The sequence below is a fragment of the Streptomyces sp. C10-9-1 genome (assembly GCF_024497955.1).
In the GTDB taxonomy this organism is placed as follows: Bacteria; Actinomycetota; Actinomycetes; order Streptomycetales; family Streptomycetaceae; genus Streptomyces; species Streptomyces sanyensis.
This window is the reverse complement of record NZ_JANHKP010000003.1, coordinates 283,259-297,455: the sequence shown is the minus strand read 5'-3', so window position 1 is coordinate 297,455 and position 14,197 is coordinate 283,259. Positions and strand designations below refer to the sequence as shown.

The following is a 14,197-nucleotide window of genomic DNA, read 5'->3' as shown; positions in this document are numbered from 1 at the left end:
CAGGGAGGCCCCCGTGGCCGCAGCTGACACCGGACGGGACCGGACCCACTACCTCTACCTCGCGGTGATCGCCGCGGTGGTCCTGGGCATCGCCGTGGGGTTCGCCGCCCCCGCGGCGGCCGTCGGGCTGAAGCCCCTCGGTACCGGCTTCGTGGGCCTCATCAAGATGATGATCTCGCCGGTGATCTTCTGCACGATCGTGCTGGGGATCGGCTCGGTGCGCAAGGCCGCCAAGGTCGGCGCGGTCGGCGGGCTGGCCCTCGGCTACTTCCTGGTCATGTCCACCGTCGCCCTCGCCATCGGGCTGCTCGTCGGCAACCTGCTGGAGCCCGGGTCGGGGCTCCATCTGACCGAGGCGGCCCGCGAGGCGGGGGCGGCCCAGGCCGCGGGCGGTGCCGAGAGCACGGCCGACTTCCTCCTCGGGATCATCCCGACGACGCTGGTCTCCGCCTTCACCGAGGGAGAGGTCCTCGGGACGCTGCTGGTGGCCCTGCTGGCGGGCTTCGCGCTCCAGGCGATGGGCCCGGCGGGCGAACCGGTTCTGCGCGGCATCGGCCACATCCAGCGGCTGGTCTTCCGCATCCTGGCCATGATCATGTGGGTGGCCCCCGTGGGCGCCTTCGGGGCGATCGCCGCGGTGGTCGGCGCGACAGGACTCGACGCGCTGAAGTCCCTCGCCGTCATCATGATCGGTTTCTATGTCACCTGCGCCCTCTTCGTCTTCGTCGTGCTCGGGCTGCTGCTGCGGCTGTGCGCGGGCACCGGCATCCTCGCCCTCCTGAAGTACCTGGGCCGGGAGTTCCTGCTGATCCTCTCCACCTCCTCCTCCGAGTCGGCGCTGCCCCGGCTGATCGCCAAGATGGAGCACCTGGGCGTCAGCAGGCCCGTGGTGGGCATCACCGTGCCGACGGGCTACTCCTTCAACCTCGACGGGACCGCCATCTACCTCACGATGGCCTCCCTGTTCATCGCCAACGCCACCGGTACGCCGCTCGGTGCGGGTGAGCAGATCTCCCTGCTGGTCTTCATGGTGATCGCCTCCAAGGGGGCGGCCGGGGTGACCGGTGCGGGGCTCGCCACCCTCGCCGGCGGCCTCCAGTCGCACCGGCCCGAACTGGTCGACGGCGTGGGCCTGATCGTCGGGATCGACCGCTTCATGAGCGAGGCGCGGGCCCTGACGAACTTCGCGGGCAACGCGGTGGCGACCGTCCTCGTCGGCACCTGGACCAGGGAGATCGACAAGGAGCGGGTCGCGCTGGTCCTGGCGGGCAAGGCGCCCTTCGACGAGCGGACGCTCGTCGACGACCACCACGCGGCCCCGGACCGGGCCCAGGACGGCACCCCCGCCCAGGACCCGGCCGGACGGCCGGAGGGCGAAGGCCCGACGGGCCGCCGCGACGACGCGCGCACGCCCGCCGCACTCTGACCGGCGGCGGCTCCCCCGAACGCCGCCGGTCCGGCCGCCCCTCCCCCGCGCGGTCGGACCCGGTGGCCGCGCGGGCCCCGGTCGCACCCGAAGTGCACCGGGGCCCCCGCGTTCCCCCGGCCCCGGGGGGCGGACGAGCGCCCCCCGGCGGGGACCACGCGCCGTGATCCCCGCCGGGCCCCGTCCGCCCCCGGGGCCGGAGGCGTCAGACCAGTCGGCGTATCTCCCCGCGCACCCGGTAGAAGCCGGAGTCCGCCGGGTGCAGCGCGTCGACCACGTACCGGGCCCCCGCCTCCCGGATGCCGCGCGGGAACTGGACGTTCCACGAGGGCTCGTAGCCCTCGGAGACCACATGGACGCGCAGGCGGCCGTTCGAGGGGACGCACTCCACGACCACGCCGCCCGCCGGGGGCACGGAGACGGTGGCGACGGCGGCCGCCGAGGAGGGCGGGGTGTAGGTCGGCAGCGCGGCCGCCGACTTCACGTCCCGTGCGACCGGGACCGAACCCCGCCGGGCGGCGGCGACGGCCGCCTCGCTCGCGTCCATGCACAGCAGCGACCCGTCCGTGGTGACCATGTACAGGCGCTCGTCCCGGTACTGCATCGACAGGGCGGAACCACCACCGGTGCGCAGCTTCCACAGCCGGGTGCCGTCGGCGTCGAAGCAGTAGACCGACGAGGCGGAGTCCCCCGCGAACACGTGCCGGCCGTCGGCCGAGGTGGCGCAGGAGTACACCGCGGCGTCGCACCGGTAGGTCGCCTCCACGGCCCCGTCCGCCTTGGCGAGCCGCTGCACCACGTTGCGGGCGGTTCCCGCGTAGACCGCGTGCTCCTCCTGCCAGCCGAACAGCACGCCCCCGGCGGTCGGGGTGTGCCACAACTCGCCGTTTCCGTCGGGCGCGTAGGCCGTCACGCCCCGCTGGTGGCCGTGGTACACGGCGCGGCCGTCGGCGCGGACCATCCACGCCTGGCCGCCCGAGGAGCGGCGCGACCACTGGAACTCGTCCTCGTGGTCGATGACGGTCAGGCCGCCGTCGGCGTCGGAGACGTCCAGCACGCCCTCGTGGATGTCGAGCCAGAAGATGTCGACGTCCGGTGCGACGGCGTAGGCCGCGAACGGGACCTTGGAGGACAGGTCGTAGACCGTGCCGTCGTCGCAGCCCGCGTAGATCCAGAAGTCGTCGGCGACCAGGCACTTGACGCCGTCGGGCAGCAAGTAGCGGGCCAGCACCTCGCCGTCGTGCCCGAGCGTGTGGACGTCCCCCGCCTGGTTGCCCACCCAGCAGCGGTCCTCGCCGATGTGGATGCCGAAGGCCGCGGAACCCGTGCGGAAACGCCACAGCACCGGGGCGGCGGAACGGGCCGTGGACGGTGCGGAGGACACCTGGCGCCGTGTCACCGGCCGCGCCGCGCGGCCGCCCTGCACCGCGGGGGCGTAGCCCTTGCGGACCTTCTCCCCGATCTTCCGCCGCGCCGCGTCGCGGGCCTTCTGTTCGGTGGGGAACGAGGAGGTCTGGAGCTGCCCCGGGGCGCCGATGCGCCCGTAGCGCACCGAGACGGCCGTCCCCTCCACCGTCACCTCGTAGAACTTGTGGGCGCCGCCGCCCTCCTGAGACAGCTCCAGATACGTCGTCGTGCGAGACATGGCAGACCCCTCCCCAGGACCGAACCGGCAGTCCTGTGCTGCCCGTTCCCAACAGGTCCCCACGGTAGGGGCGACCACTGACACCGGTGCCGCACGCGCCCCGGCCCCGGCCGCCCGCCTCGCGGCCGTTCGTGCGCGGACCGGGTGACGCGCACACGAAAAAACCCCCACCGCATTGACGGTCGGGGGGTGGCAGTGCGTATATTGAATGTTTTGGCACGTCCGTCGAAATTGCATGACGGATAGGCTGGAAAATCCAACTGGCTTTACCTTAACGCGGCAGGAGAAGAATTGTCAACCGAGGAATTGCGGAACGAGCAGCAATTCGTCACCCGGCTCTACGAGCGCCTCGACACGCTCCGGGAGCAGGCGGAGGACGCCGTCGCGACCACGATGGGCCAGGTCACCACGGGCCTCCAGGCGCGCGTCGAGCGGGACGTGGGGGTCGCCGAGCACACCGGCCGGCTCGCCGCCCTGAACGCGGTCGACACGGGACTGTGCTTCGGGCGGATCGACCACCTGGACGGATCCCGGCACCACATCGGCCGCATCGGCATGCGCGCCGGCGACCCGCAGCACACCCCGCTCCTCGTCGACTGGAGGGCGCCCGTCGCCCGCCCCTTCTACCTCGCCACCGGCCACGAGCCGATGGGCCTGCGCCGCCGCCGGCACATCACCTCCCGGGACCGCACCGTCACCGCCCTCCACGACGAGATCCTCGACCTCGCCGACACCACCCGCACCGGGCACGAGTCGCACGACGCCGACGAGGTGCTCCTCGCCGCGCTGGGCGCCGCGCGCACCGGCCGCATGGCCGACATCGTGCGCACCATCCAGGCCGAGCAGGACCGCATCATCCGCGCCCCGCGCCACGGCGTGCTCGTCGTCGAGGGCGGACCCGGCACCGGCAAGACCGCCGTCGCCCTGCACCGCGCCGCCTACCTGCTGTACGCCCACCGCGAGCAGCTCGCCCGGCGCGCGGTGCTGATCGTCGGCCCCAATCCCGCCTTCCTCGGGTACATCGGCGAGGTGCTCCCCTCCCTCGGCGAGACCGGGGTGCTGCTGGCCACCCCCGGCGAGCTCTTCCCCGGCGTGCGCGCCACCGGGACCGACACCCCCGAGGCCGCCGAGGTCAAGGGCCGGGCGGCGATGGCGGAGGTCCTCGTGCGCGCGGTCGCCGACCGGCAGTCGCTGCCCGAGGCCCTGCCCGAGGGCGCCGGCGAGGAGGGCGGCACCCTGCCCGAGCCGGCGCTGGAGATCGACCACGAGGAGTACGGCACGCTCCTGCTGCACCGCGAGATGGCCCAGGAGGCCCGCGACCGGGCCCGCTCCACCGGTCTGCCGCACAACCTGGCCCGCCCGCACTTCGCCTTCCGCGTCGTCGACGCCCTCACCGCGCAGCTCGCCGACCGCCTCGGCGCCGACCCCTACGGCGGGGAGAACCTGCTGGGCCCGGACGACGTCGCCCAGCTCGCCAAGGAGGTCGCCACCAGCGCGGCCGTCCACGCCGCCGTCGAGGAGCTGTGGCCCGAGCTGACCCCGCAGCGCCTGGTCGCCGGCCTCCTCGCCGACCCCGGGCCCTATCTGGCGCCCGGGGACGCCGAGGCCGTGCGCCGCACGGACGGCCCCTGGACCCCGGCCGACGTCCCGCTGCTCGACGAGGCCGCCGAACTCCTCGGCTCCGACGACAGCGCCGCCCGCGCGGCCGCCGAGGCCGAGCGCCAGGACCGCATCGCCTACGCCCGGGGCGTGCTGGAACTCTCGCACGGCTCCCAGACGTACGAGTTCGAGGACGAGGAGTCCGAGGTCCTGGCCGCCCACGACGTCATCGACGCCGAACGGATGGCCGACCGGCACGAGGAGGCCGACCACCGCTCCGCCGCCGCCCGCGCGGCCGCAGACCGGACCTGGGCCTTCGGGCACGTCATCGTCGACGAGGCCCAGGAGCTGTCCGCGATGGCGTGGCGGCTGCTGATGCGCCGCTGCCCGACCCGCTCCATGACCCTGGTCGGGGATCCGGCGCAGACCGGGGACGCCGCCGGGTGCGGGACCTGGCAGGAGATCCTCGGCCCCCATGTCGGGGACCGCTGGCGGCACGCCCGGCTGGGTGTCAACTACCGCACACCCGCCGAGATCATGGAGTTCGCCGCGGAGCTGCGGCGCCACCGGGACCCCGGCTTCGAGCCCCCGCGCTCGGTGCGCTCCACCGGCGCTCCGCCGCGGGAGACCGCGGTGGGGCCGGGCGGGCTGGCCGGGGCCGTGGCGGCCGCCGCGGCGGAGGGCCGCCGGGCCGCCCGCGACGGGCGCCCGGAGGGCGAGGAGGGGCGCACGGCGGTGATCGCGCCCGCCCGCCTCCACGCGGAGCTGGCCGCCGCGCTGCCGGGCGTCCGCGCGGGCGGGGAACCCGACCTGACCCGGCCCCTGGTGCTGCTCGACCCGAAGGCGGCCAAGGGCCTGGAGTTCGACAGCGTGGTCGTCGCGGAGCCCGACCTGATCCGCTCCGCCTCGGCGTACGGGGTGAACGACCTGTACGTCGCCTGCACCCGGGCCACCCGGCACCTCGCGGTGGTGTCCTCCGCCGCCGGGTGACCCGGCGGGGGCGGGAGCGCCACCGCGCTCCCGCCCCCGAAGCGGTCCGTCACATCCGGGCGGGCGCCAGCCAGACCGTGGCCAGCGGCGGCAGCGCGAGGGCGATGGAGGTCCCCCGGCCGTGCGACTCCACCGGCTCCGCCTTCACCGGCTCCCCGCAGACCACCCCCGAACCGCCGAAGCGCTCCTCGTCGGTGTTGAGCACCTCGCGCCACAGCGGGACCGACTCGGGCACCCCGAGCCGGTAGCCGTGGCGCACCACGGGGGAGAAGTTCGTCACGGCCAGCAGCGGTTCGCCCGAGGCGCCGAAGCGCAGGAAGGCGAAGACGTTGTCCTCGGCCGCCCCGCCGTCCACCCAGGAGAAGCCCTCCGGGGCGGTGTCGCGCTCCCACAGCGCCGGTGTCGAGCCGTACACCGCGTTCAGCTCGCGCACCAGGTCCCGCACGCCCCGGTGGTCGGGCTCCGCGGCGTAGGAGGGGTCCAGCAGCCACCAGTCGGGGCCGTGGCCCTCGGACCACTCCGCGCCCTGGGCGAACTCCTGTCCCATGAAGAGCAGCTGCTTGCCCGGGTGGGCCCACATGAAGCCCAGGTAGGCGCGGTGGTTGGCCCGCTGCTGCCACCAGTCCCCGGGCATCTTGGCCACCAGCGCGCGCTTGCCGTGCACCACCTCGTCGTGCGAGATCGGCAGCACGTAGTTCTCGCTGTAGGCGTACACCATCGAGAAGGTCATCTCGTTGTGGTGGTACTTGCGGTGCACCGGCTCGTGCGCGACGTAGCCGAGGGAGTCGTGCATCCAGCCCATGTTCCACTTGAGACCGAAGCCGAGGCCGCCGTGGTGGGTGGGGCGGGTCACGCCGTCCCAGGCCGTGGACTCCTCCGCGATGGTCACCACCCCCGGGCAGCGCCGGTAGACCGTGGCGTTCATCTCCTGGAGGAAGGAGACCGCGTCCAGGTTCTCCCGGCCGCCGAACTCGTTGGGGGACCACTGCCCGTCCTCGCGGGAGTAGTCCAGGTAGAGCATCGAGGCGACCGCGTCCACCCTCAGGCCGTCGATGTGGAACTCCTCGCACCAGTAGACGGCGTTGGCCACCAGGAAGTTGCGCACCTCCTTGCGGCCGTAGTCGAACTCCAGCGTGCCCCAGTCGGGGTGGGCGGCCCTCGCCGGGTCCCCGTGCTCGTACAGCGGCCGGCCGTCGAACTCGGCCAGGGCCCAGTCGTCGCGGGGGAAGTGGGCGGGCACCCAGTCCACCAGCACGCCGATCCCGGCGCGGTGCAGGCTGTCGACCAGGTGGCGGAAGTCGTCGGGGGTGCCCATCCGCGCGGTCGGTGCGTAGAAGCCGGTGACCTGGTAGCCCCAGGACCCGCCGAAGGGGTGCTCGGCGACGGGCATGAACTCCACGTGGGTGAAGCCCAGGTCGCGCACGTAGCGCGGCAGCTGCTCGGCGAGCTGGCGGTAGCTCAGTCCCGGGCGCCAGGAGGGCAGGTGCACCTCGTACACGGAGAACGGCGCCTCGTGGACGGGCCGCTCGCCCCGGCGCGCCATCCACTCCCCGTCCTGCCAGGTGTGGTGGGAGGCGGTCACGATGGAGGCGTTGGCGGGCGGGACCTCGGTCCGGCGGGCCATGGGGTCGGCCCGCACGGTGTGGCTGCCGTCGGGGCGGGCGATGTCGAACTTGTAGAGCGCCCCCTCCCCGACCCCGGGGACGAACAGCTCCCACACCCCGGTGGCCCCCAGCGAGCGCATCGGGAAGCCGGTGCCGTCCCAGTAGTTGAAGTCTCCCGCCACCCGCACGCCCTGCGCGTCGGGCGCCCAGAGGGTGAACCGGGTCCCGGACACGCCCTGGTGGGTCATGGGGTGGGCGCCGAGCGCCGTCCACAGCTGCTCGTGCCGCCCCTCGCCGATGAGGTGCAGGTCGAGGTCGCCGAGTGCGGGCAGGAAGCGGTAGGGGTCCTCGGTCTCGAAGCCCTCCGGGTGGTCCGGGTAGGTGACGAGCAGGTGGTAGGCGGGGGCGGTGCGCAGCGGCAGTACACCGGAGAAGAGGCCGTCGCCCTCGTCGTTGAGCTCCGTGCGCAGGCCCTTGGCCAGGACCGTGACGGCGGTGGCGTGCGGGCGCAGCACCCGGATCCGGATGCCGCCGCGCACGGTGTGGGCGCCGAGGACCGCGTGGGGGTCGTGGTGGCAGCCGCCCAGCAGCCGGCCGCGGTCCTCCTCGCCGAGAGGGCCGGCGGCCCGCAGACCGCGCGGGCGGGGCGTGCCGCCGCCGGGCGTGCGTCGGCCGCCCCCGGCGCGGCCGCCGCCCCCGGCGCTTCCGGCGCGGCCGCCGCCCCCGGCGGACGCCTGCCGGGCCGGGGCGGCGGTCTCCGCCGCGGCTCCGGCGGGCGCGCCCCCGGGGGCCGCGGGCTCGGCGGTGCGGGCCGGTGCGCGGCGGGCGGCGCCGCGCGCCGGGCCGGTGCCCGCCGCGACCGCCGCGGGCGCGGGGTGCGGTTCGGCGCCGTGCGTCTGCGGCGGGACGTCGGCCAGCGGTTCCGGGGCCGTGCCGTCCCCGGAACCGGGTGCCCCTTCGGTGGCCTTCGGCCCCGGGGCGCCCGCGGCCGGTTCCGCCGCGGCGCGCCTTCTGCCGCGGCGGGCCGCGGGCGGCTTCCGGGCGCCGGGCGCCCCGCCGGAGGAGGCCCCGTGCGGCGCGCCGCCGGGCGTGCGGTCGCCGTCCGCCGCCGGGGCGGTCCGCTCTCCGCCGGCGGCGGCCTCCCGGGCGGGAGGTGCCGCGCCCTCCGCCGGGTCGGGAGCCGTGTCCGGAGCCGGTGCCGCGTCGGCGGAGGCCTCCGGCGCGGCCGCGGGGTCGGCGTCCGAGGGGTCGGGGAGTCGGGGCGTGCGGGGGGCGGTCGAGCGGCGGGGGGTCACGGGGTCGGCCTCCAGGGGGCGCGAGTTCGGGGTGACGGGGTGACGGGAGCGGTGGTCAGTCGTCGGCGGCGAGGCGCTCGACGGCGGCCATCGGCACGGGCAGCCAGTCCGGCCGGTGCCGGGCCTCGTACACCGCCTCGTACACGGCCTTGTCGGTCTCGTAGGCGCGCAGCAGGGCGGGCTCCTCGCGGGGGTCGGCACCGGCGGTGCGGGCGTAGCCCGTGCAGTAGGCGTCCCGGCACGCCTGGGCCCAGGCGGGGTTCCACGGCCGGTGGGTGCGGGCCGCGTAGTCGAAGGAGCGGAGCATGCCCGCCACGTCGCGCACGGCGGGCTGGGGGCGGCAGCGCTCGGTGAGCGGCCGCGTCGGCTCCCCCTCGAAGTCGATCACCGACCAGGGGCCCCCTCCGGGGCCTCGCAGCAGCTGGCCGAGGTGCAGGTCGCCGTGGACCCGCTGGGCGGCCCAGATACGGCCCCGGCGGCCCAGCGCGGCGACCGCGTCGAAGGCGGCCCTCAGCCGCGGCGCGTACGGGCGCAGCGCGGGCACGGTCCGCGCGGCGGCCTCCAGCCGCGCGGCCATCCCCGCGGCCAGTTCCCCGGCCTGCGCGCCGCCGAGCTTGACGACGGGCAGGGCGTCGGCCAGGGCCGTGTGCACCTCGGCGGTCACCCGGCCCAGTTCGGCCGCCTCGGCGCGGAAGGGGTCGCCCGCGGCGAGCGCCTCCAGTGCCAGCACCCAGCCGTCCCGCGAGCCGCGCAGGAACGGCTGGAGGACGCCCAGGGTGTAGGGCCCCGGCTCGGCGGACGCGTACCAGGCCACGGGGACGGGCACCCGGTCGCATCCGGCGCGGGCCAGGGCCAGCGGCAGCTCCAGGTCCGGGTTGTGCCCCGGGTGCAGGCGCCGGAAGACCTTGAGGATGTAGGCGTCGCCGTACACGAGGGAGGAGTTGGACTGCTCCGCGCCGAGCGGACGCGCGGCCAGCCCGCTCGGGGGGACGGGCGTGCCGGGCGCGCCCGCGTAGCGTTCGAAGCGCAGCGGCCCCAGGGTTCCCGGGGTGCGCAGGCGTTCGAGCAGCAGGCCCGCGAGGCGCGGGTCGTGGGTGCCCTCGTAGAGGGTGAGGCCCCGCAGCGGGCCCTGCCGGGCGGGGCCGATCAGCGCGGGGGCCAGCGCCGGGGGGAGCACCCGGCGGGTGCCGATGAGCAGTTGGTAGCAGTCGCCCTCGTCGGAGCGGGGCCGGTCGGCCTGCCGTACGCGGACGAGGAGGTGCAGCAGCCCGGGGCCCGGGCCGCGCACCGGCAGGAGTTCGGTGGCGGACACCAGGGTGAATCCGGTGACGGCCGATCCCTTTCCGGCGAACCACCTCTGACGGGGGAGCCATTGGTCCAGCAGTGGTGCGAGGGAGGGAAGCAGGGCGAGCGGAGTCCGGATGGATGCAGCCTCCGACATGGGCATCGCGTCCTTTCCCCGGGTACACCACGAATGCGCAAAGTGTCCCGGATTGCAGCGGTTGCTGTCCGGCGGCGCGCGGGGATGAGGAGGAGAGTGCCCGGAGCGGGGCGGGGGAAACCGCCCCGCTGGAGCAGGGGGCGCCGTTTCGGACGCCCCCGGTCCCCGGGGGTCAGGCCCGTGGGCCGCCCTCGGCCGCCGGGCTGCCGCCCGGCGTGCGCGCCGACGGGGAGCCCGCGGCCTTCCCGGACGCGGCGCCGGGGGTGAGGGCCGCGGTCGCGACGTCCTTGCGGAGCCGGAACCAGTAGAAGCCGTGCCCGGCGAGGGTGAGCAGGTAGGGCCACTCGCCGATCGCGGGGAAGCGCACCCCGCCGATGAGCTCCACCGGGTGGCGCCCGTTGAACGCGCGCAGGTCCAGCTCGGTGGGCTGCGCGAACCGGGAGAAGTTGTGCACGCACAGCACCACGTCGTCCCCGCCGCCGTCCTGGGAGGGCGCCTCGCGCAGGAAGGCGAGCACCGCCGGGTTCGACGAGGGCAGTTCCGTGTAGGAGCCCAGGCCGAAGGCGGGGTTCTGCTTGCGGATCTCGATCATCCGCCGGGTCCAGTGCAGCAGCGAGGACGGCGAGGACATCGAGGCCTCGACGTTGGTCACCTGGTAGCCGTAGACCGGGTCCATGATCGTGGGCAGGTACAGCCGGCCCGGGTCGCAGGAGGAGAACCCGGCGTTGCGGTCGGGCGTCCACTGCATCGGGGTGCGCACGGCGTCCCGGTCGCCGAGCCAGATGTTGTCGCCCATGCCGATCTCGTCCCCGTAGTAGAGGATCGGCGAGCCGGGCAGCGACAGCAGCAGCGCGGTGAACAGCTCGATCTGGTTGCGGTCGTTGTCCAGCAGCGGCGCCAGGCGGCGGCGGATGCCGATGTTGGCCCGCATCCGCGGGTCCTTGGCGTACTCCGCGTACATGTAGTCGCGTTCTTCGTCGGTGACCATCTCCAGCGTCAACTCGTCGTGGTTGCGCAGGAAGATGCCCCACTGGCAGTTCTTCGGGATCGACGGCGTCTTGGCCAGGATCTCGGAGACCGGGTAGCGCGACTCCCGGCGCACCGCCATGAAGATGCGCGGCATGACGGGGAAGTGGAAGGCCATGTGGCACTCGTCCCCCCCGGAGGGGTAGTCGCCGAAGTAGTCGACGACGTCCTCGGGCCACTGGTTGGCCTCGGCCAGCAGCACCGTGTCCGGGTAGTGGGCGTCGATCTCCTTGCGGACCCGCTTCAGGAAGGAGTGGGTGCGCGGCAGGTTCTCGCAGTTGGTGCCCTCCTCCTGGTAGAGGTACGGCACCGCGTCCAGCCGGAAGCCGTCGATCCCCAGGTCCAGCCAGAACCGCAGCGCGGAGATGATCTCCTCCTGCACCGTGGGGTTCTCGTAGTTCAGGTCCGGCTGGTGGGAGAAGAACCGGTGCCAGTAGTACTGCTTGCGCACCGGGTCGAAGGTCCAGTTGGACGACTCCGTGTCGACGAAGATGATCCGGGCGTCCTCGAACTGCTTGTCGTCGTCCGCCCAGATGTAGTAGTCGCCGTAGGGGCCGTCCGGGTCGGACCGGGACTGCTGGAACCACGGGTGCTGGTCACTCGTGTGGTTCATGACGAAGTCGATGATGACGCGCATGCCGCGCTGGTGCGCCGCGTCGACGAACTCCACGAAGTCGGCCAGGTCGCCGAACTCGGGTAGTACGGAGGTGTAGTCGGCGACGTCGTAGCCGCCGTCCCTCAGCGGGGACTTGAAGAACGGCGGAAGCCACAGGCAGTCCACCCCCAGCCACTGGAGGTAGTCCAGTTTGGCCGTGATGCCCTTGAGGTCGCCGATGCCGTCGCCGTTGCTGTCCTGGAAGGAGCGGACCAGGACCTCGTAGAAGACGGCCCGCTTGAACCAGTCGGGGTCGCGGTCGCGGGCGGGGGTGTCCTCGAACGTGTCGGGGACGGGCTCGTTGACGATCATGATGTGGGTGACCCTCCGGTCTGCGGGGACGGTCGCAGGGCGACGATGTGCGCGGGCGTGACGCCCGGCTCTAGGCGCACATAGACGGCTCTGCCCCAGTGATAGGTCTCGCCGGTGAGCTCATCGCGCACCGGTACGGTCTCGTGTTCTTCGAACCCGAGTCGCAGCATGTCCAACGAGACCGTCGCCTCCTGGGTGTGGTGGGGGTCGAGGTTCGCGACGACGAGGACGACGTCCGCTCCCGAGCGCTTCGAGTAGGCGATGACCGCGTCGTTGTCGACGTGGTGGAAGTGGATGTCGCGCAGCTGCTGGAGCGCCGGATGGCGGCGCCGCAGCCGGTTCAGCTGGGTGATCAGCGGGGTGATCGTACGGCCCTCGCGCTCGGCCGCCTCCCAGTCCCGCGGCCTCAGCTCGTACTTCTCCGAGCCGAGGTACTCCTCGCTCCCGGGGCGCAGCGGGGTGTTCTCGCAGAGCTCGTAGCCCGCGTAGACGCCCCAGGAGGGGGAGAGCGTGGCGCCCAGTACGGCCCGCACCTCGAAGGCGGGGCGGCCGCCCTCCTGGAGGTAGCCGTGCAGGATGTCGGGCGTGTTCACGAAGAAGTTCGGCCGCATGTAGGAGGCCGCCTCGCCGGTCAGCTCCGCCATGTACTCCGTCAGCTCGTGCTTGGCGGTGCGCCAGGTGAAGTACGTGTACGACTGCTGGAAGCCCACCGCCGCCAGGGCGTGCATCATCGCCGGGCGGGTGAACGCCTCCGCCAGGAAGACGACGTCCGGGTCGGTGCGGCGGATCTCCCCCAGTACGCGCTCCCAGAAGACGACGGGCTTGGTGTGCGGGTTGTCCACCCGGAAGATGCGCACACCGCGGTCCATCCAGAAGCGCAGGACGCGTACGCTCTCCGTCACCAGCCCGGGCATGTCCGCGTCGAACGCGACCGGGTAGATGTCCTGGTACTTCTTCGGGGGGTTCTCGGCGTAGGCGATGGAGCCGTCGGGCCGGTGGCGGAACCACTCGGGGTGCTCCTTGACCCAGGGGTGGTCGGGCGAGCACTGGAGGGCGAAGTCGAGGGCCACCTCCAGCCGCAGGGAGCGCGCCGCCCGCACGAAGTGGTCGAAGTCGGCGAGCGTGCCCAGGTCCGGGTGGACCGCGTCGTGGCCGCCCTCGGCCGAGCCGATCGCCCAGGGCACCCCGACGTCGTGGGCGCCCGCGGTCAGCGCGTTGTCCGGGCCCTTGCGGTGCGTGGCGCCGATGGGGTGGATCGGCGGCAGGTACACCACGTCGAAGCCCATCGCCGCGACGGCGGGCAGGCGCTCGGCGGCGGTGCGGAAGGTGCCGGACACCGGGGGCTCGCCCTCCGCGAGGACCGCCCCCTCGGAGCGCGGGAACAGCTCGTACCAGGAGCCGAACAGGGCCCTGCGCCGCTCCACCCGCAGCGGCAGCCGGGCCGAGGAGCTCACCAGTTCGCGCAGCGGATGGCGTGCCAGGGCACCGCTCGCGTCGGGGCAGCGCACGGCCCCGAGCCGGGCGGCGGGCGGGCGGGAGCCGTCGCGCAGCGCGTCGGCCACGGCCAGCACGTACTCCCGGCCGTCCTTCTTCGGCACCCCGGCGGCGGCGCGCTCGTACAGCTCGGCGCCCTCCGCCAGCACGAGCTCCGTGTCGATGCCCGCCGGGACCTTGACGTCCGCGGTGTGCCGCCAGGTGGCCACCGGGTCGCTCCACGCCTCCACGGCGTAGGTCCAGTCGCCCTCGGTCTCGGGGGTGACCCAGGCACCCCAGCGGTCGGTGCCGGGGGCCAGTTCCCGCATCGGGGTGAACGGGGCCCTGCGGCCGCGCGGGTCGCGCAGCACCACGTCGGCGGCGACGGCGTCGTGGCCCTCGCGGAAGACGGTGGCGGTGATCTGGAAGGTCTCACCCGCCACCGCCTTGGCGGGACGTCTTCCGCAGTCGACGAGCGGGCGTACGTCCAGGACGGGAATGCGGCCAATCAGCGATTTCACAACATCACCTGGGGGCTGTGCGGGCAGGTCGGTTCGCGCACATGGAGAGGGATTGCGCAGTGTGTGTCTACTTTGTAACTGCTCGGCAGGTGGTCGGCCGGGTGCGTGCATGTCGGCTCCAGTCCGCGTTCACTCGGGTGGACGGAAAGGATGCGGTCTCGGGGGTGCGCGCAGGCGTACCGGATGAGCCTTCCCCGCGTCCCGCGCGGG

General features: G+C 73.9%; 7 protein-coding genes. 2 read left to right on the top strand and 5 right to left on the bottom strand.

Annotated features, from left to right (window positions below; genetic code table 11):
- Window positions 1-13 precede the first annotated feature (13 nt).
- On the top strand, window positions 14-1,426 hold the full coding sequence (locus NPS70_RS05860) for a cation:dicarboxylate symporter family transporter (RefSeq protein WP_256522923.1): 1,413 nt from the start codon (window positions 14-16) through the stop codon (window positions 1,424-1,426).
- A 205-nt stretch (window positions 1,427-1,631) separates the two neighbouring features.
- On the opposite strand, the gene NPS70_RS05855 is transcribed toward NPS70_RS05860, so the two are convergent.
- Window positions 1,632-3,071 carry a WGR domain-containing protein gene (locus NPS70_RS05855; RefSeq protein WP_256522922.1) on the bottom strand — a complete coding sequence of 480 codons (1,440 nt, stop codon included), beginning with the start codon at window positions 3,069-3,071 and terminating at the stop codon, window positions 1,632-1,634.
- Between the two features lie 306 nt (window positions 3,072-3,377).
- Here NPS70_RS05855 and NPS70_RS05850 point away from each other — a divergent pair, with 306 nt between their 5' ends.
- The gene (locus NPS70_RS05850; protein WP_256523075.1) at window positions 3,378-5,660 is read left to right on the top strand and encodes an ATP-binding domain-containing protein; all 2,283 of its coding nucleotides are present in this window, start codon (window positions 3,378-3,380) and stop codon (window positions 5,658-5,660) included.
- 49 nt (window positions 5,661-5,709) lie between these two features.
- Here the strand turns inward: NPS70_RS05850 and glgB are convergent, their stop codons facing one another.
- The 4 genes from glgB to NPS70_RS05830 all read right to left on the bottom strand — a co-directional run bounded on the left by glgB (window position 5,710) and on the right by NPS70_RS05830 (window position 13,978).
- Window positions 5,710-8,559 carry a 1,4-alpha-glucan branching enzyme gene (glgB, locus tag NPS70_RS05845; RefSeq protein ID WP_256522921.1) on the bottom strand — a complete coding sequence of 950 codons (2,850 nt, stop codon included), beginning with the start codon at window positions 8,557-8,559 and terminating at the stop codon, window positions 5,710-5,712.
- 55 nt (window positions 8,560-8,614) lie between these two features.
- Window positions 8,615-10,000 carry a phosphotransferase gene (locus NPS70_RS05840; RefSeq protein ID WP_256522920.1) on the bottom strand — a complete coding sequence of 462 codons (1,386 nt, stop codon included), beginning with the start codon at window positions 9,998-10,000 and terminating at the stop codon, window positions 8,615-8,617.
- A 172-nt stretch (window positions 10,001-10,172) separates the two neighbouring features.
- Window positions 10,173-11,993, bottom strand: coding sequence for a maltose alpha-D-glucosyltransferase (treS, locus tag NPS70_RS05835; RefSeq protein ID WP_256522919.1), 1,821 nt, complete (start codon window positions 11,991-11,993; stop codon window positions 10,173-10,175).
- On the bottom strand, window positions 11,990-13,978 hold the full coding sequence (locus NPS70_RS05830; protein WP_256523074.1) for an alpha-1,4-glucan--maltose-1-phosphate maltosyltransferase: 1,989 nt from the start codon (window positions 13,976-13,978) through the stop codon (window positions 11,990-11,992). Before NPS70_RS05830 ends, treS begins: the two co-directional genes overlap by 4 nt.
- Window positions 13,979-14,197: the final 219 nt, after the last annotated feature.